The sequence below is a fragment of the Enterobacter sp. BNK-13 genome (assembly GCF_048685015.1).
GTDB lineage: Bacteria > Pseudomonadota > Gammaproteobacteria > Enterobacterales > Enterobacteriaceae > Enterobacter > Enterobacter quasiroggenkampii.
In genome coordinates this window covers 3395537-3417911 of sequence record NZ_JBLQTP010000001.1, presented here as the reverse complement: position 1 = coordinate 3417911, position 22375 = coordinate 3395537, and the positions used below count along the sequence as shown (strand labels likewise).

Sequence of the window (22375 nt, the reverse complement as noted above, 5' to 3'; positions counted from 1 at the left end):
GGCTTCGCCTTACCCGGCCTACGTTAGTGCACCTGTAGGCCCGGTAAGCGGAGCGCCACCGGGCTTTTACCTCAGCTCCCCAACACCTTCATCGCTTCGCGCGTCACGTTATCCATTTCATCCAGCAGTTCCAGGAACTCCGGTTCAAGCTCCGATTCCGGCGTGCCCGCACGCAGCTGCTGCTCCAGCAACTGACAGAGGTTTTTCAGCCGCGGTACGCCGCTGTACCCGCAGCTGCCGTGCAGCTTGTGGATTGCGTCCAGCAGATCTTCCGGGTTTTCACCCACCAACTGCTCTTCCACCTTATTGCGAATTTCCGGCAGAAACGCGACCAGCATTTGCAGCATGTCGCGGGCGAGATCGGGTTTACCTGCCGCCTGGCGCAGCGCAAGCTGCCAGTCAAAGGTGGCGTTCTGATTAACGCTTATCTCAGCCTGCTCGCTGGAAACCGTGTACGTTCCGCCAATATGACCCGGCTTGTAGCGCAACAGCAGGCTATGAAGTTTCTCTTCATCGATGGGCTTTGCCAGATAGTCATTCATCCCGGCGCTCAGCAGCTTCTCCTTCTGGCCCGCCATCGCGTGCGCGGTGACAGCAATAACCGGCGTTTGCTGCTGATGCGGCAGCTGGTGGATCAGCTCGCAGGCCCGAATGCCGTCCATGCCCGGCATCTGAATATCCATCAGGATTAAATCGAACTGCATCTGCTTAGCCTGTTCAACCGCCTGCGCGCCGCTGGTGCACAGCTCAACATGCTGAACCTGGTCTTCAAGCAATGCGCCAATGAGCTTCAGGTTGGCCGGATTATCATCCACCGCCATCACGCTCATCGGCAATTTTTGCTCATCGTTAATCAGCGGAAGGGCATGCTGGCTAAGACGGCAATATTCCGTGAGCGCGGGCAGCAGGCGGGTCGCAGTGAGCGGTTTAAGCAAGCAGGCGGCGGCCCCGTCATTTTTCAACTCTTCTGCATTCAGTTGCGCGTGGCAAGGCAGCGCCAGCAGCAGGTAGTCGGTCATCGACGCGGCTTTCGCCAGCCGCTCCTGCTGCATGGTCAGCTCGCCGGTGAAGGTGACCGGGATCCCCATCAGCAGGATGTCATAATGCTCAACGGCCAGAGCGGAGAAGGTTGGGCTGTAGACCACCTCCAGCGGCGTGGTGCTTAAGATGTCGAGCGCACACTGCGCCGCTGCAGCGTTAGGTTCAACGTAGGCCAGACGCTTGCCTTTCAGGCAGTCCGTTACCGGGCCATCGGTCAGCACGTTCGGATTTAGGTCCAGATTAATGTGGAACCAGAAGGTTGAACCGCGATTTGGCTGGCTGTGGAAAGAGATATCGCCGCCCATCTCGTTCACCAGACGCTGGGTGATCACCAGCCCCAGACCGGTGCCGCCATGACGGCGGGAGATGCTGGCATCCGCCTGACGGAACGCCTGGAACAGACGCGACTGGTCGCGCTCCGGAATGCCGATGCCGGTATCGCGGATCTGAACTTCAATCTGGACCTTATTGCTGCTGATCGAGCGTTTCTCTACCAGGACGTCGATATTACCGCTTTCGGTGAATTTAATGGCGTTCCCGACAAGGTTGGTAATGACCTGCTGCAGGCGCAGCGGATCGCCAATGACGTTATCCGGCACGTCGTTTTTAATGTTAAGCGTCAGCTCAAGGCCTTTGTCGTGCGACGAGTGCGCGAGCAGCGTCACTACCTCATCGAGCGTGCTGCGCAGCGGGAAGGGAATACTCTCGAGGATCAGCTTGCCCGCTTCCAGCTTGGAGAAGTCCAGCACGTCGTTGATGATCGCCAGCAGGTTGTTGGCCGAGCGTTCAATGGTGTGCAGGTGATCGCGCTGAGTAGGATTCAGCTCGCTTTTCAGGGTCAGACGGGTAAAGCCGATCACGCCATTGAGCGGCGTGCGCAGCTCGTGCGACATATTGGCAAGGAATTCCGATTTGATACGCGCCGCTTCCTGAGCGCGCTTTTTCGCCAGATCCAGCTCAACGTTCTGGATCTCCATCTGCTCCAGCGTTTCGCGCAGGTCGGACGTCGCCTGGTCAACGTTGTGCTGCATCTCTTCGTGATAGGCCGCCAGCGACATCGCCATCGAGTTGATGCCGTTTTTCAGCATATCCAGCTCGCCCAGCATAAACCCTTCCACACGGCTGTCGAGCTGTCCCCGGCGGATGCGGTCAACCGTGTTAACCATGTTGCGGATGGGACCCGTCACGTCGCGCATCAGGCGCCAGCCGAAGATCAGCGCAATGCCGATGCAGAACAGCATCATCACGCCGGAAATGAAAATCTCTTTGTACTGCTGTAGCCGGACCGACTTGAGATCCAGCTCCAGCGCCACATATCCCAGCATATTATTGCTGGATTTGGCGTCGGATTGCGCAGACTCATCGGGGGAATAACTCTCCGACACGATCGGCGTGCGCAGGATCATGATATCGCCGCGCCGCAGTACGGTGAGGTGACGCGGGAACGGCGTACCGTCCGGGATCTTCAGGGCTGCCGGATCGAGATGAAAGTTCGAGGTGACAAACAGGCGGTTATGTTCGTCGTAAACGGAAATGGCGCGTACGATGTCCGAGTGGCGGCGGTGGAGTACGCTGATTAACTGCCCAATGGATTCGCGGTTTTGCAGGTTCATGCCGTACTCGCTGGAGACGGCAAGCGGTTCGATAATGCTGGCGCCTGCATCCTCCAGCTGTCGCTGCAAATCGTTATAGCGGTGCACCACAAAGAAGATACTCAGCAGCAAACCGATGAGAACGGTGGGGGCGAGGATCAAAATCATCATGCGCGCGCGCAGGCTGTAGTTGGTCATGGCGTTCCGTTATGGGACAATTAAGATAATTATGTTTATGTGAGAAAAATCTCTGCGATGGCGCAATTCTACTCTGCAAAGCGACGCGTGACGACGCGTCAAATCATCACTGTTGAGGCCACGGACCTTGATCCGTTTGGTCAGGGAGTGGCACGCCACAATGGTAAGGCTCTGTTTATAACAGGTTTACTGCCAGCAGAACGAGCAGAAATTACGCTGACGGAAGATAAACGCCAGTTTGCGCGCGGGCAGGTTAAGCGTCGACTCAACGACAGCCCGGAGCGAGTGGCGCCCCGCTGTCCTCATTTTGGCGTGTGCGGCGGCTGCCAGCAACAGCACGCAAGCACAGAATTACAGCAAAAAAGCAAAAGCCGCGCGCTGGCGCGTCTGCTTAAACATGACGTTAACGAAATTCTTGCCGATGCGCCCTGGGGCTATCGTCGTCGCGCACGCCTGAGCCTCAGCTATCAGCCAAAAACGGAGCGGCTGGAGATGGGGTTTCGCAAGGCCGGCTCCAGCGACATCGTTGATGTGAAGCAGTGCCCCATTTTGGTGCCCCATCTTGAGGCATTGCTTCCGGAGGTGCGCATCTGCCTCTCCGGGCTGGACGGCGTTCGCCATCTTGGGCATGTCGAACTGGTCATGGCAAACAATGGCCCGCTGATGGTGCTGCGCCATACCGCGCCGTTGTCGAAAAAAGATCGCGAAAAACTGGAACGCTTTTCGCATTCCCACGACCTGGCGCTTTTCCTTGCACCACAAAGCGAGATACTTGAACAGGTTACCGGTGAGGCGCCCTGGTATGCGTCAAACGGGCTACGCTTAACGTTCAGCCCGCGGGATTTCATTCAGGTGAATGATGGCGTTAACCAGCAGATGGTGGCGAAAGCGCTGGCGTGGCTGGATGTTCAGAAAAGCGACCGGGTGCTCGATCTGTTCTGCGGAATGGGCAACTTCACGCTGCCGCTGGCGCGAGAAGCGGCCAGCGTCGTCGGCGTGGAAGGCGTTGAGGCGCTGGTGGCGAAAGGGCAGGAGAACGCGCGGCAGAACGGCTTGCAAAATGTGACATTCTTTCATCAAAATCTTGAGGAAGATGTCACCCAACAGCCGTGGGCAAAGCAGGGCTTCGATAAAATTTTGCTCGACCCGGCACGTGCCGGTGCCCCGGGCGTGATGGCACATATTATTAAACTCGCGCCGAAGCGTGTGGTCTATGTTTCCTGTAACCCGGCAACCCTTGCCCGGGACAGCGAGGCATTACTCAGCGCGGGTTACCAGATTCAGCGTCTGGCAATGCTGGACATGTTCCCGCACACTGGGCATCTGGAATCGATGGTGTTGTTCGAGCACATCTAATTTGTTTGGCTTGTCGACTTCGACAGGCCCTGGTCCCTAAAGGAGAGGACAATGGTTGCGGTAAGAAGTGCACATCTCAATAAAGCTGGGGAGTTTGACCCACAAAAATGGATCGCAAGTCTGGGAATTTCCAGCCAGCAGTCGTGTGAACGCTTAACCGAAACCTGGGCCTATTGTCTGCGCACCACGCAGGGGCATCCCGACGCCGATCTTCTCCTGTGGCGCGGCGTGGAGATGGTTGAAATCCTGTCCATGCTGAACATGGACATCGAAACGCTGCAGGCCGCCCTGCTGTTCCCCCTCGCGGATGCGGACGTGGTCAGCGAAGACGTGCTGCGCGACAGCGTCGGGAAATCCGTCGTCGCGCTGATCCACGGCGTACGCGATATGGCGGCTATCCGCCAGCTTAAAGCCGCGCACACCGATTCCGTCTCCTCAGAGCAGGTCGATAACGTTCGCCGGATGCTGCTGGCCATGGTGGATGATTTCCGCTGCGTGGTCATCAAGCTGGCCGAGCGTATTGCCCACCTGCGAGAGGTGAAGGATGCGCCGGAAGACGAGCGCGTGCTGGCCGCCAAAGAGTGTACAAACATCTATGCGCCGCTGGCGAACCGCTTAGGGATTGGTCAGCTGAAATGGGAGCTGGAAGATTACTGCTTCCGCTATCTGCACCCGGCGGAATATAAACGGATTGCCAAACTCCTGCACGAGCGCCGTATCGACCGAGAGCACTATATTGAGGAGTTTGTCGGCGGCCTGCGTCAGGCGATGAAAGAAGAGAACGTGCGCGCCGAAGTCTACGGTCGACCAAAACACATCTACAGCATCTGGCGCAAAATGCAGAAGAAACACCTCGCCTTTGACGAGCTGTTTGACGTGCGCGCCGTGCGTATCGTGGCGGAGCGTCTGCAGGACTGCTACGCCGCGCTGGGGATAGTACACACTCACTTCCGTCATCTGCCGGATGAGTTCGATGACTATGTCGCCAACCCCAAACCGAACGGCTATCAGTCTATTCATACCGTGGTGCTTGGCCCGGGCGGTAAAACGGTCGAGATTCAGATCCGCACCAAACAGATGCATGAAGATGCCGAACTGGGCGTTGCCGCGCACTGGAAATACAAAGAAGGCACGTCCGGCGGGGCGCGTTCAGGCCACGAAGACCGCATTGCCTGGCTGCGTAAGCTGATTGCGTGGCAGGAAGAGATGGCCGATTCCGGCGAGATGCTCGACGAAGTGCGCAGCCAGGTCTTTGACGATCGGGTGTATGTCTTTACGCCGAAAGGGGACGTTGTTGACCTGCCGGCCGGCTCTACGCCGCTCGATTTTGCCTACCACATCCATAGCGATGTGGGGCACCGCTGCATCGGGGCGAAAATTGGCGGGCGTATCGTACCGTTCACCTATCAGCTGCAGATGGGTGACCAGATTGAAATCATTACCCAGAAGCAGCCGAACCCGAGCCGGGACTGGCTTAACCCGAACCTGGGGTATGTCACCACCAGCCGCGGACGCTCGAAAATTCACGCCTGGTTCCGTAAACAGGATCGTGACAAGAATATCCTTGCCGGTCGTCAGATCCTCGACGACGAGCTGGAGCATATTGGAATCAGCCTGAAAGAGGCGGAGAAATTCCTGCTGCCGCGCTACAACTTCAACGAGCTTGATGAGCTGTTAGCGGCCATTGGCGGCGGTGATATTCGTCTGAATCAGATGGTGAACTTCCTGCAGGCGCAGTTCAATAAGCCAAGCGCGGAAGAGCAGGACGCGGCGGCGCTGAAGCAGTTGCAGCAGAAAACCTACGCGCCGCAGCAGCGCAGCAAGGACAACGGCCGTGTGGTGGTCGAAGGTGTCGGTAACCTGATGCACCACATTGCTCGCTGCTGCCAGCCAATCCCAGGGGATGATATCGTCGGCTTTATCACCCAGGGGCGCGGAATTTCGATTCACCGTTCCGACTGCGACCAGCTTGCCGAGCTTCAGTCCCATGCGCCGGAGCGCATCGTGGAAGCGGTCTGGGGGGAAAGCTATTCTGCTGGCTATTCGCTGGTGGTGCGCGTTACCGCCAACGACCGCAGCGGCCTGCTGCGCGACATTACGACCATTCTCGCCAACGAGAAGGTCAACGTGCTGGGCGTCGCCAGCCGCAGCGATACCCGCGAGCAGCTTGCCACCATCGATATGACCATCGAAATCTACAACCTGCAGGTGCTGGGCCGCGTGCTTGGCAAGCTGAACCAGGTGCCGGATGTGATTGACGCGCGTCGTCTGCACGGCGGCTAAACATCCTCTTCCGTAGGCCGGGTAAGGCAACGCCGCCCCCCGGCATTTTTTCATCAGGACAGAACTATGACTCAAATCGACCGCCTGCTCGGCATCATGAAGCGCCTGCGCGACCCGGAAAACGGCTGCCCGTGGGACAAAGAGCAGACTTTCGCCACCATCGCCCCGTACACCCTTGAAGAGACCTACGAGGTGCTGGACGCCATTTCCCGTGAAGATTTTGACGACCTGCGCGGCGAGCTGGGCGATCTGCTGTTCCAGGTGGTGTTCTACGCGCAGATGGCGCAGGAAGAAGGGCGCTTTAACTTTGACGATATTTGCGCTGCCATCAGCGACAAGCTTGAGCGCCGTCATCCCCATATTTTCGGTGACGCCACCGCAGAAAACAGCACCGAAGTGCTGGCCCGCTGGGAGCAGATCAAAAGCGCAGAGCGGGCAGAAAAATCCCAGCACTCCGCGCTGGATGATATCCCGCTGAGCCTGCCCGCGCTGATGCGCGCGCACAAAATCCAGAAACGCTGCTCCGCCGTGGGGTTTGACTGGACCTCCCTCGGCCCGGTGCTGGATAAAGTGCACGAAGAGATTGACGAGGTGATGCACGAAGCGCAGCAGGCGGTGGTGGATGAAGCAAAGCTTGAGGAAGAGATGGGCGATCTGCTGTTTGCGACCGTCAACCTTTCTCGCCACCTGGGTGTAAAAGCGGAAACGGCACTGCAAAAAGCCAACCTGAAATTCGAACGCCGCTTTCGCGAAGTAGAGCGGATTGTCGCCTCGCGAGGCCTGGAAATGACCGGTATTGACCTCGACGCGATGGAAGAAGTCTGGCAGGAAGTAAAGCGCCAGGAAACTGATCTCTAACGACATTTTGCGATCAAGCGCAATTTGTGTGATTTTTTAAATGACAAGCGCTTGATTTGCGTCAAAAACATTTACCCAAAAGGGGCTATTTTCTCACTCCGTATGTTTGTCATGGCCTGGAATGGAGACGGAGAATGAAAGTTTGTGGCGCTCGCCGTGTTCGGGTATACTACTTTCCCGTCCTGGTTATTCCATCGTTTCACCCTAACTTCTCAGGTTCAGCATGACAACGAACTATATTTTTGTGACCGGCGGGGTCGTATCCTCTCTGGGTAAAGGCATTGCCGCAGCCTCCCTCGCAGCCATTCTTGAAGCCCGTGGCCTCAATGTGACCATGATGAAACTGGATCCGTACATCAACGTCGATCCAGGTACCATGAGCCCAATCCAACACGGGGAAGTGTTCGTTACTGAAGACGGCGCTGAAACCGATCTGGATCTTGGCCACTACGAGCGTTTCATCCGCACCAAAATGACCCGTCGTAACAACTTCACGACCGGCCGCATTTACTCCGACGTTCTGCGTAAAGAGCGCCGTGGTGATTATCTGGGTGCCACCGTTCAGGTTATCCCGCACATCACTAACGCCATCAAAGAACGCATTGTTGCGGGTGGCGAAGGCCACGACGTGGTGCTGGTTGAAATCGGCGGTACCGTGGGTGATATCGAATCCCTGCCATTCCTGGAAGCGATTCGTCAGCTGGCGGTAGACATTGGCCGTGAACACGCGCTGTTCATGCACCTGACGCTGGTGCCGTACATGGCCGCTGCAGGTGAAGTGAAAACCAAACCGACTCAGCACTCTGTTAAAGAGCTGCTCTCCATTGGTATTCAGCCAGACATCCTGGTTTGCCGTTCCGATCGTGCGGTGCCAGCGAACGAACGTGCGAAAATTGCATTGTTCTGTAACGTGCCTGAAAAAGCCGTTATTTCAATGAAAGATGTCGATTCCATTTATAAAATCCCGGGCCTGTTGAAATCTCAGGGCCTGGACGATTATATTTGTAAACGATTCAGCTTGAACTGTCCGGAAGCTAACCTGTCTGAATGGGAACAGGTTATTTACGAAGAAGCCAATCCGGCAGGCGAAGTGACTATCGGTATGGTCGGCAAGTACATTGAGCTGCCGGATGCCTATAAGTCCGTGATCGAAGCGTTGAAACACGGTGGTCTGAAGAACCGTGTCTCCGTGAACATCAAGCTGATTGATTCGCAGGATGTTGAAACGCGTGGCGTTGAAATCCTGAAAGATCTGGATGCTATTCTTATCCCTGGCGGCTTCGGCTACCGTGGAGTAGAAGGCAAGATCGCCACCGCGCGCTATGCGCGTGAAAACAATATTCCATACCTCGGCATCTGTCTGGGTATGCAGGTTGCGCTGATCGAATTTGCGCGCAACGTAGCGGGAATGGAAAACGCGAACTCTACGGAATTTGTGCCAGACTGTAAGTACCCTGTTGTGGCGCTTATCACCGAATGGCGTGACGAAGAAGGTAACGTCGAAGTCCGTACCGAGAAGAGCGATCTGGGTGGCACCATGCGTCTTGGCGCACAGGCCTGCCAGCTGACTGACGATAGCGTGGTTCGCAAGCTGTATGGCGAGCCGGTCATTACCGAGCGCCATCGTCACCGCTATGAAGTCAACAACATGTTGTTGAAACCTATTGAAGCCGCGGGCCTGCGTGTTGCGGGACGCTCCGGGGATGATCAGTTAGTCGAGATCATTGAAGTGCCAAACCATCCGTGGTTTGTCGCCTGCCAGTTCCACCCGGAATTTACTTCAACGCCACGTGACGGGCATCCGCTGTTTGCAGGCTTTGTGAAGGCCGCCAGCGACTACCAGAAGCGTCAGGCGAAGTAAAAAAAGTTAGAACGGCAACGCGTACCTTTGGTACGCGTTGTTTGTCTGGAGTTTTAGTTTAACTTGTACTGAGGAAAATCTAATGTCCAAAATCGTTAAAGTCATCGGTCGTGAAATCATCGACTCCCGTGGTAACCCGACCGTTGAAGCCGAAGTTCACCTGGAAGGTGGTTTCGTTGGTATGGCTGCTGCTCCATCAGGTGCTTCTACCGGTTCCCGCGAAGCGCTGGAACTGCGCGATGGCGACAAATCTCGCTTCCTGGGTAAAGGCGTACTGAAAGCGGTTGGCGCTGTAAACGGTCCTATTGCTCAGGCAATCATTGGCAAAGACGCCAAAGACCAGGCTGGCATCGACAAGATCATGATCGATCTGGACGGTACTGAAAACAAATCTAACTTCGGTGCGAACGCAATCCTGGCTGTTTCTCTGGCAAACGCCAAAGCGGCTGCGGCTGCGAAAGGTATGCCACTGTTCGAGCACATCGCTGAACTGAACGGCACCCCAGGCAAATACTCCATGCCTGTACCAATGATGAACATCATCAACGGTGGTGAGCACGCAGACAACAACGTTGATATTCAGGAATTCATGATTCAGCCAGTTGGCGCGAAATCCCTGAAAGAAGCGGTACGTATGGGTTCTGAAGTGTTCCACAACCTGGCTAAAGTTCTGAAAGCTAAAGGCATGAACACGGCTGTTGGTGACGAAGGTGGCTATGCGCCAAACCTGGGTTCTAACGCAGAAGCACTGGCTGTTATCGCAGAAGCAGTAAAAGCTGCAGGCTACGAGCTGGGCAAAGACATCACCCTGGCGATGGACTGTGCAGCATCTGAATTCTACAAAGACGGTAAATACGTTCTGGCTGGCGAAGGCAACAAAGCGTTCACCTCCGAAGAGTTCACTCACTTCCTGGAAGACCTGACCAAACAGTACCCAATCGTGTCTATCGAAGACGGTCTGGACGAGTCTGACTGGGCTGGCTTCGCATACCAGACTAAAGTACTGGGCGACAAAATCCAGCTGGTGGGTGACGACCTGTTCGTAACCAACACCAAGATCCTGAAAGAAGGCATCGAGAAAGGCATCGTTAACTCCATCCTGATCAAATTCAACCAGATCGGTTCCCTGACCGAAACGCTGGCTGCGATCAAAATGGCGAAAGACGCTGGCTACACCGCGGTTATCTCTCACCGTTCTGGCGAAACTGAAGACGCTACCATTGCTGACCTGGCTGTGGGTACCGCTGCAGGCCAGATCAAAACCGGTTCTATGAGCCGTTCTGACCGTGTTGCTAAATACAACCAGCTGATTCGTATCGAAGAAGCGCTGGGCGAAAAAGCACCATACAACGGTCGTAAAGAGATCAAAGGCCAGGCATAATCGCCTACGCCTTAAAATGAAAATGCCAGTCGAATGACTGGCATTTTTTTTGGCTATTTAAAATCGACCGCCATTTGCTCCGGAATGGTCAGCCCCTGGGTGGTTTGCACGCAGCGGGCGATATAATCCGTAAACCGGGGTGGCTTCGGCATCCCCATGCTCAGCAGCTTATCGTTGCTGAAGCGCACGTTAAGCGTGGCAAACGCACCGTATAACCGCATGGCTTTTAGCATCAGACGTTCGTTGCACGGGCCAAAAATCGTTTTCAACTCGCGGCGCATTCTGACCAGCGTTTCGTAGCTAACCTGCGCATATTTATCCCCGACGGGGGCTTTCTCCAGCGCCTGCGCCATCGCCTGATCGATATCCGCAAAGCGAACGCTGTTCTCTTCACCGGCAGAAATGTGTACCACTTCCCCCGGACGCGCGTTGCTGTTCAGCAGCATTAACAGCGCGTCGGCGCAATAATCCACCGGAACAACGTCGATCCTGTCTTCCATGGAGCACATAAACTTCTGCAGCATCAGGCCCATGCTAAAGACCCAGAAAATGCTGCTCGACGGCGTGCAGCCGTGGCGGGTATGGCCGACAACGATGGACGGACGCGCGATGAGCAGCGGCAGGTTCGGACATTCCTGGCGCATCAGCTGTTCGATGGTTGACTTCGAATAAGTGTATTCCACCAGGTGTTCAGCATTCTCTCTGAATTCGGCGCTTTCGGCGACCAGGGAATCCTGCTCCGGTGTGCATGACATTGCCGTGCCTACGTGGAGGAAACGCTGCAGTCCTGAGACCTGCTCCATACGGCGCGCCAGCGCCAGCGTTCCTTCAACGTTGACCTTCCAGATGAGTGGGTTGTTACCAAATGAGGCGACAGCCGCACAGTTCACGACATGCGTGACCCGATCCAGACGGGTATCGTTCAGGAAGGCTTCAGGCTGGCTGAGGTCGCCAATCAGGATATTATCCACATTCAGAGAGGCCAGTTTGTCCTCAGGAACGTTGAACTTGCGCATGTTCTCCAGCACGCGCTCCAGCCCGCTCTGCGGATCGCTGGCACGCGCGAGCAAAAGCAGTTTTACGGGTTGATCGCTGGTGAGTATTTTTTCCAGTACTGCACCGCCCAGAAATCCGGTCACGCCTGTAATCAATAACATCTTCATTAATACCGTCTCATTATGATTGATGAGGCGGATTGTAGGCGGGCAAAAGTAAACGGCATTTAAATAATAAAACGCCGAAATCAATGGCGTCTTAAGCTTATTTTAAGGAAAGAAAATCAGGTGGAGATATTGGACATTACAGGTTGGGTAAAAATTCAATTTATTAAAATTAATATTTTAAGGTGTTGATTTTAATGTTTTTTACGGCTTATCTGCCAAGTGGTTAGCTTAATTCAAAATGTAATAAATATAATACTTTGTTACACCAAACATTTACCGGATAAATGATTTAAACGCCCCTTAACGTAAATCAGACGACACAAGACGCAGGCTGTTTTATTTAGCCTGCGAATGATTTTCAGAGCAAAAGGGGAAGCGTGGCGCTGGCTGTTTGCTGGCTAACGTCGCCGTAATGACCATCCAGCGCAATCAGGGACGTAGTCAGCAGCTCAACCAGCAGCATGACCCCAACCTTAGCATTGAGCGCGCCCGCGCTAAGCGGCCCCTCTGGCTTGGCGGCCACCAGTTGCATGTCGCTCAGGGACGCCAGCGGGCTGCGGGGCGTATTGCTGAGAGCCAGTACCTTAACGCCACGTTTGCGGGCAAGCTTCACCACGTGGAGTAAATCCCGCGTTGAACCCGAGCTGGAGATAGCCACCACCAGGGTCTCTTTTGAAAGCGTTGTCGCATTCATGGCCGCGCGGTGCATATCGCTAAACAGCTGTGCGGGTTTCCCCAGACGCAACAGCTTGTAGTGGAGATACTCCCCGAGGATCGCGCTGGCCGCAACGCCATAAATCTGCACCGACTGCGCCTGATGCAGCGCCAGCGCGGCCTTTTCAAGCAGCGCGCGGTCAAGAAGCCTGGCGGTATCCTGCAATGCCTGCACCGACTCATCCACCACGTTATCAATCTCATCCCCCGCCTGACGCGCGGGCTGGCCCTGCTGAATATCCAGCGCAAGCGCCATTTTAAATTCGTTATAGCCCTTGCAGCCCAGCGTCCGGCAAAGACGCGTGACGCTGGCCTCGCTGGTGTGGCTCTCGCGCGCCAGCTCGGTGATCGTCAGGTAGAGCACCCGGGCTGGATCGCTAAGGACAAACTCACCGAGTTTTTGTTGTGTTGGGCTGTACCCGGAAGCCTCCTGGCGTAGCTTCAGCAGCAGGTTTTCATGGTCTGACATGCTCGATCCTTAATGCGTTTCTCTGCGACTAGTGTGGCGGAAAGCGGGGGAAAGATGCCAGTCATTTTGAAAAAGTATGATCGTCGTCCTGGTTTGTGATGATAATTTTCACTATTAAATATTTATGTGGTAAAAATTTTCATCGTTTAATGAGGGGATGAAAAAATGATGCAAATATTCAGTGGGGCTTCTTCAGGAGGATGGTTTGAAAAAGCGCAGCGCTTTGGCAAATCCTTTATGTTGCCGATTGCCGTGTTGCCTGCGGCGGGTCTGCTGCTGGGGATAGGCGGCGCGCTATCGAATCCCAACACGCTGGCAGCCTATCCGTTTTTAGACGTGAGCTGGCTGCAGGCCATTTTCACCATCATGAGCAGCGCAGGATCCATCGTGTTTGCGAACCTCTCGGTGTTGTTTGCCGTTGGGGTGGCCGTCGGGCTGGCAAAAAGCGATAAGGGCACGGCGGGTCTGGCGGCGTTACTCGCGTTTCTGGTGATGAATGCCACCATCAACGCGCTGCTGATCCTCACCGGCAAACTGGCGCATGAGAACCCGGGGGCCGTGGGGCAGGGCATGACGCTGGGTATTCAGACGCTGGAAACCGGCGTGTTTGGCGGCGTGGTGATTGGACTGGTGACCTGCGCGCTCCATCATCGGTTTAATAAAATTGCGCTTCCGCAGTTTCTGGGTTTTTTTGGCGGCTCGCGCTTTGTTCCTATTATCAGCTCGCTGGCGGCGATACTCGTCGGTGCGCTCATGACCGTGGTCTGGCCGCATTTCCAGAAGCTGATTTTTGGTCTGGGCGGGCTGGTGGATGCGACCGGCTATCTGGGCACCCTGCTGTACGGCTTTATTCTCCGCATGCTGGGCCCGTTCGGTCTGCACCACATCTTCTATCTGCCTTTCTGGACCACCGCGCTTGGCGGGAGTGAAATCGTCAACGGACACCTCGTGGAAGGCACGCAGCGGATCTTCTTCGCTCAGCTGGCTGACCCGAACACGCAACATTTCTATGAGGGTACGTCACGCTTCATGTCCGGGCGCTTTATTACGATGATGTTTGGCCTGCTCGGGGCGTGCCTGGCGATGTACCACACGGCAAAACCCGAGAACAAAAAACGCGTTGCCGGACTGCTGCTTTCTGCGGCGTTAACCTCGTTCCTGACGGGGATTACCGAGCCTATCGAATTCTCGTTCCTGTTTATTGCGCCGGTACTCTACGTCATCCATGCGCTGTTTGACGGGCTGGCATTCATGCTCGCGCACATGCTGCATATCACCATCGGGCAAACCTTCTCCGGCGGTTTCATCGACTTCGTGCTGTTCGGCATTTTGCAGGGAGAGGCCAAAACCAACTGGATGTTCGTTCCGCTGGTCGGCGTACCGTGGTTCTTCCTGTACTACTTTACCTTCCGCTATCTGATTAACCGCTTTGATTTCGCGACGCCGGGTCGGGAAAAGGAGGCGATGGCTGACGAAGTCAGTCTGCCGCAAAACGAACGCGCTGCTGCGGTGATCGCCGGATTAGGCGGAAAAGACAATCTGGACGAGGTGGACTGCTGCGCCACGCGTCTTCGCGTGACGGTTAAAGACGGCAGCAAAGTGAATGACGCGGCGCTGAAAGCCACCGGGGCGCGCGGCGTTATCGTGCGCGGCAACGGCGTTCAGGTCATCTATGGCCCGCACGTCACGATTATCAAAAACGAAGTGGAAGAGATCTTATCGTAATGAAAACTGTACTGGAAAACCTGAAGGGAAAACTGATCGTCTCTTGTCAGGCGCTGGAAAATGAACCGCTGCACAGCCCGTTTATTATGTCGAGAATGGCGCTGGCGGCGGCACAGGGCGGGGCCGCGGCTATTCGCGCCAACAGCGTGGCGGATATTGAGGCCATAAAGCAGCAGGTGTCTTTGCCGGTCATCGGCATCATCAAACGGGATTATCCAGAAAGCGAGGTGTTTATCACCGCGACAATGAAAGAGGTGGATGAGCTCATGCGCGTCTCGCCGGACATCATTGCGCTTGATGCGACGGCGCGGGAACGTCCCGGCGGAGAATCCCTGGAAACGCTGGTCTCGCGCATCCGCTCACGCTATCCCGCGGTGCTGCTGATGGCGGATATCTCCTCCGTGGACGAAGCCGTGACGGCACAGGCGCTGGGCTTCGACTGCGTCGGCACCACGCTTTACGGCTACACGGCGGAAACCGCGGGCCATGTATTGCCTGACAACGACTGCGCGTTCCTGAAAGCGGTGCTGGCGGCCGTGACGGTGCCCGTGGTTGCAGAAGGCAACGTGGATACGCCTGAACGTGCGGCCAGGTGTCTGGCGCTGGGCGCGCATACGGTGGTGGTCGGCGGCGCGATCACCCGTCCACAGCAAATCACGGAACGGTTTATGGCGGTGATTGGCGCGTAAAGCACCGATGGAGCATGACCATCCGGCGGGGATCTGCGATACTTATCGTTTATCCCCTTTACTGAGATGACTATGCAGTACCCGATTAACGAGATGTTCCAGACCCTGCAAGGCGAGGGTTACTTTACCGGCGTTCCCGCTATTTTCATTCGTTTACAGGGATGCCCGGTTGGCTGTGCCTGGTGTGACACCAAACATACGTGGGATAAGCTCGCAGATCGGGAAGTGTCGCTGTTTAGCATTCTGGCGAAAACCAAAGAGAGCGATAAGTGGGGCGCGGGCAGTGCCGAAGATCTGCTGGCCATTATTGGCCGTCAGGGCTGGACGGCCCGTCACGTCGTGATCACCGGCGGTGAACCCTGCATCCACGATCTGACCCCGCTGACCGAGCTGCTCGAAAAGAACGGCTACAGCTGCCAGATCGAAACCAGCGGCACCCATGAAGTGCGCTGCTCGCACACCACCTGGGTGACGGTATCGCCAAAAGTGAATATGCGCGGCGGGTATGACGTGCTGTCTCAGGCGCTGGAGCGCGCGGATGAGATTAAGCACCCGGTAGGGCGCGTGCGTGATATCGAAGCGCTGGATGAACTGCTGGCCACCCTGACGGATGAAAAGCAGCGGGTGATTGCCCTGCAGCCTATCAGCCAGAAAGACGATGCAACGCGCCTGTGCATTGAAACCTGTATTGCGCGCAACTGGCGCCTGTCGATGCAGACGCACAAATATCTGAATATTGCCTGAAAAAAAGCCCGGTGGCGCGAACGCTTACCGGGCCTACGGTTCGAGGCGCTTGTAGGCCGGGTAAGCGTCAGCGCCACCCGGCAAGCATCACTCCCCGCGATAGATGCAGCCCGCGGTGCAGGTCTCTTTGATCATCACCGCGCTCAGCAGCGGTACCCGCGGTTTCATCTGATCCCAAATCCATTTTGCCAGCACTTCGCTGGTCGGGTTTTCAAGGCCCGGGATCTCATTCAGGTAGTAGTGATCCAGACGATCGTAGGTCGGCTTAAACGCCGCCTTCAGCTCGGCAAAATCCATGATCCAACCGGTATGCGGATCAACTTCACCGGTGATCTCAAGACGCACCATGAACGAATGCCCGTGCAGACGGCCACATTTATGCCCTTCAGGGACATGCGGAAGGTGGTGGGCGGCTTCGAAGGTGAAATCTTTAAACAGTGTGGTGGACATGATCGCTCTCAGTAATGCGGAAAAAACCGCCGCATAGTACCGGAAAGCACAATTTTTAGCATTAACTAAAACGGCTCTGAGCGGCAACCGCCTCGTATTCAGGGTGTTTATCGCTTTTTGTTCTTTTATTTCATATGGTTATTTAATCGGTTTTATCGCTAAGCATGACAACCAAAACAGGTTAGTCCATTTGGTTATTTATTATTTCCATCCCTTCTTTAATTGTTATTATCCTCGCCGTTAACCTTATCTTCAGTTTGGATTTATTCGCTTAAAGTCCGCTTGGCTACTGGAACATAACGACGCATGACAACACAGGCCCCACCTTCAAATTTGCTTCCCCTGAACCCGGAGCAACTGGCGCGCCTTCAGGCTGCCACCTCTGATTTTTCTCCCACTCAGCTTGCCTGGGTCTCCGGTTATTTCTGGGGAATGCTCAATCAACAGCCTGGCGCTGTGGCGGGTGCTCCGGCCACGGCCGTTGAAATTCCGGCCATTACCCTGATTTCCGCCTCGCAGACGGGCAATGCCCGCCGCGTGGCCGAAGCACTGCGCGACGACCTGCTGGCCGCGAAACTGAACGTGAACCTGGTTAACGCCGGGGATTACAAATTTAAGCAAATCGCGTCAGAAAAACTGCTGGTGGTGGTTGCCTCTACGCAGGGTGAAGGTGAACCCGCTGAAGAAGCGGTGGCGCTGCATAAGTTCCTGTTCTCGAAAAAAGCGCCGAAGCTGGATGGCACGGCGTTTGCCGTCTTTGGCCTGGGCGACACCTCCTATGAATTCTTCTGCCAGTCCGGCAAAGACTTCGACAGCAAGCTGGCGGAGCTGGGCGCGGAGCGCCTGCTGGACCGCGTTGACGCGGATGTCGAATACCAGGCCGCCGCCGCCGAATGGCGCGCCCGCATCGTTGAGGTGTTAAAAGCGCGCGTGCCGAAAGAGACGTCGGCGCAGGCCGCGTTCACCGCGACGGGTGCTGTTAACGACATCCACACCAGCCCGTACACCAAAGAGGCGCCGCTGACGGCGAGCCTGTCGGTGAACCAGAAAATTACCGGCCGCGATTCAGAAAAAGATGTGCGCCATATCGAAATCGATCTGGGCGACTCGGGCCTGCGCTATCAGCCTGGCGATGCGCTGGGCGTCTGGTATCAGAACGATCCGGCGCTGGTGAAAGAGCTGGTTGAGCTGCTGTGGCTGAAAGGCGACGAGCCTGTCACCGTTGACGGTAAAACGCAGCCGCTTTCTGATGCGTTGCAGTGGCATTTTGAGCTGACGGTGAACACCCCGAATATCGTCGAAAATTATGCCACCTTGACGCGCAGCGAATCCCTGCTGCCGCTGGTGGGCGACAAGGCGAAACTTCAGCATTACGCCGCGACGACGCCGATCGTTGATATGGTGCGCTTCTCTCCGGCTCAGCTGGATGCCGATGCGCTGATCGGTCTGCTGCGTCCGCTCACTCCGCGCCTGTACTCCATCGCCTCTTCGCAGGCTGAAGTGGAGAGTGAAGTGCATATTACCGTCGGCGTAGTGCGTTACGATATCGAAGGCCGCGCCCGCACGGGTGGGGCATCAGGCTTCCTGGCGGATCGCGTGGAAGAAGAGGGCGAAGTGCGCGTCTTTATCGAGCACAACGATAACTTCCGCCTGCCGGCAAACCCGGAAACGCCGGTCATTATGATTGGCCCGGGCACCGGCATTGCGCCGTTCCGCGCTTTCATGCAGCAGCGCGCGGCAGACGGCGCGCCGGGTAAAAACTGGCTGTTCTTTGGCAATCCGCACTTTACTGAAGATTTCCTCTACCAGGTTGAGTGGCAGCGCTATGTGAAAGAAGGCGTACTGACCCGCATCGATCTGGCCTGGTCCCGCGACCAGAAAGAAAAAGTATACGTACAAGACAAACTGCGCGAACAGGGCGCAGAGCTGTGGCGCTGGATCAATGACGGTGCCCACATTTATGTCTGCGGCGACGCCAATCGCATGGCGAAAGACGTTGAGCAGACTTTGCTGGAAGTGATTGCCGAATTCGGCGGTATGGATGCCGAAGCGGCGGACGAATTTTTAAGTGAGCTGCGCGTTGAGCGCCGTTATCAGCGAGATGTCTACTAATGAGCGAAAAACATCCAGGGCCACTGGTGGTCGAAGGTAAACTGACAGACGCCGAGCGCATGAAGCTGGAAAGCAACTATCTGCGTGGCACCATTGCTGAAGATCTGAATGACGGTCTCACCGGCGGTTTCAAAGGCGACAACTTCCTGCTGATCCGTTTCCACGGCATGTACCAGCAGGACGACCGCGACATCCGCGCCGAGCGTGCAGAGCAGAAGCTGGAGCCGCGTCACGCGATGCTGCTGCGCTGCCGTTTGCCGGGCGGGGTGATTACCACCAAACAGTGGCAGGCGATCGACAAGTTTGCCGGTGAAAACACGATCTACGGCAGCATCCGTCTGACTAACCGTCAGACCTTCCAGTTCCACGGCATTCTGAAGAAGAACGTCAAGCCGGTGCACCAGATGCTGCACTCCGTTGGGCTGGACGCGCTGGCGACCGCCAACGACATGAACCGTAACGTGCTCTGCACCTCGAACCCGTATGAGTCCGAGCTGCACGCCGAAGCGTACGAGTGGGCGAAGAAGATCTCCGAGCACCTGCTGCCGCGCACGCGCGCCTATGCAGAGATCTGGCTCGATCAGGAAAAAGTCGCCACCACCGACGAAGAGCCGATCCTCGGTCAGACCTACCTGCCGCGTAAGTTTAAAACCACGGTCGTTATTCCACCGCAGAACGATATCGACCTGCACGCCAACGACATGAACTTCGTGGCGATTGCCGAAAACGGCAAGCTGGTGGGCTTTAACCTGCTGGTGGGCGGCGGCCTGTCCATCGAACACGGTAACAAGAAAACCTACGCCCGTACCGCCAGCGAGTTCGGCTTCCTGCCGCTGGAGCATACGCTGGCCGTGGCGGAAGCGGTGGTGACGACCCAGCGCGACTGGGGTAACCGTACCGACCGTAAAAACGCGAAAACCAAATACACCCTGGAGCGCGTGGGCGTGGAGACGTTCAAAGCGGAAGTGGAGCGTCGCGCGGGCATCAAGTTTGAGCCGATCCGCCCTTACGAATTCACCGGTCGCGGCGATCGCATTGGTTGGGTGAAGGGTATCGACAATAAATGGCACCTGACGCTGTTTATCGAAAACGGCCGTATTCTGGATTATCCGGGCCGTCCGCTGAAAACCGGCCTGCTGGAAATTGCGAAGATCCATAAGGGCGAGTTCCGCATTACGGCTAACCAGAACCTGATCATTGCTGGCGTGCCGGAAAGCCAGAAGGCGAAGATCGAGAAGCTGGCGCGCGAACATGGGTTGATGGATGCGGTGAAGCCGCAGCGCGAAAACTCAATGGCCTGCGTGTCGTTCCCGACCTGTCCGCTGGCGATGGCGGAAGCGGAACGTTTCCTGCCGTCGTTTACCGACAAAGTGGAAGCGATTCTGGAAAAACACGGCATTCCGGACGAGCATATTGTTATGCGCGTCACCGGGTGTCCGAACGGCTGCGGTCGTGCGATGCTGGCCGAGCTCGGACTGGTGGGGAAAGCGCCGGGTCGTTACAACCTGCACCTGGGCGGTAACCGAATCGGTACGCGCATCCCGCGTATGTTCCGCGAGAACATCACCGAGCCGGAAATTCTTCATTCCATCGACGAGCTTGTCGGGCGCTGGGCGAAAGAGCGCGAAGCGGGTGAAGGCTTCGGCGACTTTACGGTGCGTGCGGGCATCATTCGCCCGGTGCTCGATCCCGCCAGGGATTTCTGGGAGTAAACACGAGAGGTAATTATGTCCGTACTCGATCTAAACGCCCTTAATGACCTGCCAAAAGTCGAACGCATTCTGGCGCTGGCAGAAACCAATGCCCACCTTGAAAAGCTGGACGCCGAAGCGCGCGTGGCATGGGCGCTGGAAAACCTGCCGGGAGAGTATGTGCTCTCGTCGAGCTTTGGTATTCAGGCGGCGGTCAGCCTGCATCTGGTGAATCAGATCCGTCCGGACATTCCGGTGATCCTCACCGACACCGGCTACCTGTTCCCGGAAACCTACCAGTTCATTGACGAGCTGACGGACAAGCTCAGGCTGAACCTCAAAGTTTACCGCGCGACGGAGAGCGCGGCCTGGCAGGAGGCACGCTACGGCAAGCTGTGGGAGCAGGGCGTTGAGGGCATTGAGAAGTACAATGAGATTAACAAAGTTGAGCCGATGAACCGGGCGCTGAAAGAGCTTAATGCGCAGACGTGGTTTGCGGGTCTGCGCCGCGAGCAGTCCGGTAGCCGGGCAACCTTACCGGTGCTGGCGGTGCAGCGCGGGGTGTTTAAAGTGCTGCCGATCATCGACTGGGATAACCGGACGGTGTATCAGTACCTGCAAAAGCACGGGCTGAAATACCATCCGCTGTGGGACCAGGGCTATCTGTCGGTGGGCGATACCCACACCACGCGTAAGTGGGAACCGGGAATGGCGGAAGAAGAGACGCGATTCTTCGGGCTGAAGCGCGAGTGCGGGTTGCACGAAGGGTGATAACCTTTTTGCCCGGTGGCGCTGCGCTTACCGGGCCTACAAAGGCTCGTTCCCTATGTAGGCCCGGTAAGGCGTAGCCGCCACCGGGCTTAACGGCCTCAGGCTTTCCCCGCTTTCGCCAGCTCCTTCACCAGCGGCAGCATCACCTTCACCACATCACGACTGCGGTGCTCAATCCGCTGCGGCAGCGCGCGATCGATGTGCTGCTGATTGTCCAGCATCACGTTGTGCCAGCTCGTCCCGTCCGGGAAGGCCTTCGATTTAGCCCGCTGCTGGTAGCCATCTTTTTTGCCCAGCGCCCAGTTTGTCGCTTCCACGTACAGCACCGGAATGCCCGCCTTATCGAACACTTCCCCGTCGTTGCAGCAGCCTGTGCCTCGCGGATAATCCGGGTTACCGCCAGGGTTGCTGGTGGCATAAACACCATGGCTGCGGGCTATCGCCAGTGCCCGGTCGCGCGTCAGTTTCCGCACGGTACCCGGCGTACTCTGCCCGCTGTTGAAATAGAGCTTGTCGCCGACGATCAGGTTGTCGAGGTTAATCACCAGCAGCGTATTTTTCTTCTCCTCAGCGCTCATGCGCTTAAGGAGATTCTCAGCGCCGAGTTTGCCCTCTTCTTCGCCGCTGGTGGCAACAAAACGAATGCCATATTGGGTGGGAATATCTTTCATCCGCTCGGCCAGTTCGAGCATCACGCCCAAGCCTGCGGCATTGTCGTCCATGCCCTGCAGCGTCAGCCCGCCAAGATTATTATCCGTATCGGCGTCACTCATCGGGGCGTAGGTATCAAGGTGCGCCATAATAATAATTTGCTCTTTTGCGGTGCCTTCGTGGGCCGCAATCACCGTACTGCCGGTCACGTTATGCCAGTTTTTCGTTTTATTTCGTGAGGTATAGACGTAGCGGCTGTGAAACGACCGGATATCGCTCTGATAACCCATGTCGGCAAACTGCTGGCGAAGATAGTCTGCAGAGAGCATTTCCGCAGGCGATCCGGTCATGCGACCGGGGAAAACGGTGGCAATATGCCGCGCCTGCATATTGGCGATTTCACCATAAGGTTGGTTTTTTGCCTGAGCGGGAAGAATAAAGCAAACGCCGAGCGCCAGGGCAGCAATACGGTGGCGCGTTGCGGAAAACATAGTGAGTCCTTAAAAACAGAGCAAAATAGTCACCCGCCTAGTATGAAACTGTGATCGTCCATACACAATTTGAATTGCTCTTAAATGCCCGAAATATCGCGTGTTAAGCACTTTTTGGTATTAGCATTTTCATCG

The 22375-nt window shown here is 56.2% G+C and carries 16 protein-coding genes; 11 read left to right on the top strand and 5 right to left on the bottom strand.

The window, feature by feature from the left end:
* Positions 1-71: 71 nt before the first annotated feature.
* A complete protein-coding gene (barA, locus tag ACMGGQ_RS16455; RefSeq protein WP_048029196.1) occupies positions 72-2831 on the bottom strand; it encodes a two-component sensor histidine kinase BarA in 2760 nt (919 codons plus the stop codon).
* A 57-nt stretch (positions 2832-2888) separates the two neighbouring features.
* Here barA and rlmD point away from each other — a divergent pair, with 57 nt between their 5' ends.
* The 5 genes from rlmD (at position 2889) to eno (ending at position 10570) form a co-directional block, all read left to right on the top strand.
* Complete coding sequence (gene rlmD / locus ACMGGQ_RS16450) at positions 2889-4187, top strand: 23S rRNA (uracil(1939)-C(5))-methyltransferase RlmD (protein WP_048029198.1); 1299 nt, start codon at positions 2889-2891, stop codon at positions 4185-4187.
* A 51-nt stretch (positions 4188-4238) separates the two neighbouring features.
* The gene (gene relA / locus ACMGGQ_RS16445) at positions 4239-6470 is read left to right on the top strand and encodes a GTP diphosphokinase (RefSeq protein ID WP_008499628.1); all 2232 of its coding nucleotides are present in this window, start codon (positions 4239-4241) and stop codon (positions 6468-6470) included.
* Between the two features lie 66 nt (positions 6471-6536).
* Positions 6537-7328 carry a nucleoside triphosphate pyrophosphohydrolase gene (gene mazG, locus ACMGGQ_RS16440; RefSeq protein WP_420290291.1) on the top strand — a complete coding sequence of 264 codons (792 nt, stop codon included), beginning with the start codon at positions 6537-6539 and terminating at the stop codon, positions 7326-7328.
* Positions 7329-7551: 223 nt separating this feature from the next.
* Complete coding sequence (pyrG, locus tag ACMGGQ_RS16435) at positions 7552-9189, top strand: glutamine hydrolyzing CTP synthase (protein ID WP_032648095.1); 1638 nt, start codon at positions 7552-7554, stop codon at positions 9187-9189.
* 82 nt (positions 9190-9271) lie between these two features.
* Positions 9272-10570 (top strand): phosphopyruvate hydratase, encoded by a 1299-nt coding sequence (eno, locus tag ACMGGQ_RS16430; RefSeq protein WP_024909267.1) that lies wholly within the window; start codon positions 9272-9274, stop codon positions 10568-10570.
* 53 nt (positions 10571-10623) lie between these two features.
* Here the strand turns inward: eno and ACMGGQ_RS16425 are convergent, their stop codons facing one another.
* Positions 10624-11733 (bottom strand): SDR family oxidoreductase, encoded by a 1110-nt coding sequence (locus ACMGGQ_RS16425; protein WP_045908475.1) that lies wholly within the window; start codon positions 11731-11733, stop codon positions 10624-10626.
* Positions 11734-12091: 358 nt separating this feature from the next.
* A complete protein-coding gene (locus ACMGGQ_RS16420; RefSeq protein WP_032675434.1) occupies positions 12092-12916 on the bottom strand; it encodes a MurR/RpiR family transcriptional regulator in 825 nt (274 codons plus the stop codon).
* A gap of 165 nt (positions 12917-13081) precedes the next feature.
* Here ACMGGQ_RS16420 and ACMGGQ_RS16415 point away from each other — a divergent pair, with 165 nt between their 5' ends.
* The 3 genes from ACMGGQ_RS16415 to queE all read left to right on the top strand — a co-directional run bounded on the left by ACMGGQ_RS16415 (position 13082) and on the right by queE (position 16074).
* Positions 13082-14641, top strand: a complete 1560-nt coding sequence (locus tag ACMGGQ_RS16415) for a PTS transporter subunit EIIC (RefSeq protein ID WP_063436634.1) — start codon at positions 13082-13084, stop codon at positions 14639-14641.
* Entirely contained in the window at positions 14641-15330 is a 690-nt protein-coding gene (locus ACMGGQ_RS16410) for an N-acetylmannosamine-6-phosphate 2-epimerase (RefSeq protein WP_420290290.1), read from the top strand. Before ACMGGQ_RS16415 ends, ACMGGQ_RS16410 begins: the two co-directional genes overlap by 1 nt.
* A gap of 72 nt (positions 15331-15402) precedes the next feature.
* Entirely contained in the window at positions 15403-16074 is a 672-nt protein-coding gene (gene queE / locus ACMGGQ_RS16405) for a 7-carboxy-7-deazaguanine synthase QueE (protein ID WP_021241905.1), read from the top strand.
* A gap of 87 nt (positions 16075-16161) precedes the next feature.
* Here queE and queD read toward each other — a convergent pair whose 3' ends face one another.
* Positions 16162-16524: a 6-carboxytetrahydropterin synthase QueD gene (gene queD, locus ACMGGQ_RS16400; protein WP_023294450.1), complete on the bottom strand. Its 363-nt coding sequence runs from the start codon at positions 16522-16524 to the stop codon at positions 16162-16164.
* Between the two features lie 306 nt (positions 16525-16830).
* Here queD and cysJ point away from each other — a divergent pair, with 306 nt between their 5' ends.
* The 3 genes from cysJ to cysH are packed head-to-tail and all read left to right on the top strand — an operon-like array spanning position 16831 to position 21098.
* Positions 16831-18636, top strand: a complete 1806-nt coding sequence (gene cysJ / locus ACMGGQ_RS16395) for an NADPH-dependent assimilatory sulfite reductase flavoprotein subunit (protein WP_167213679.1) — start codon at positions 16831-16833, stop codon at positions 18634-18636.
* Positions 18636-20348 carry an assimilatory sulfite reductase (NADPH) hemoprotein subunit gene (gene cysI / locus ACMGGQ_RS16390; protein WP_420290289.1) on the top strand — a complete coding sequence of 571 codons (1713 nt, stop codon included), beginning with the start codon at positions 18636-18638 and terminating at the stop codon, positions 20346-20348. The genes cysJ and cysI overlap by 1 nt, the downstream gene beginning before the upstream one ends.
* Before the next feature lie 15 nt (positions 20349-20363).
* Positions 20364-21098 carry a phosphoadenosine phosphosulfate reductase gene (cysH, locus tag ACMGGQ_RS16385; protein WP_193357660.1) on the top strand — a complete coding sequence of 245 codons (735 nt, stop codon included), beginning with the start codon at positions 20364-20366 and terminating at the stop codon, positions 21096-21098.
* Positions 21099-21196: 98 nt separating this feature from the next.
* Here the strand turns inward: cysH and ACMGGQ_RS16380 are convergent, their stop codons facing one another.
* On the bottom strand, positions 21197-22240 hold the full coding sequence (locus ACMGGQ_RS16380; protein ID WP_048029216.1) for an aminopeptidase: 1044 nt from the start codon (positions 22238-22240) through the stop codon (positions 21197-21199).
* Positions 22241-22375 lie beyond the last annotated feature (135 nt).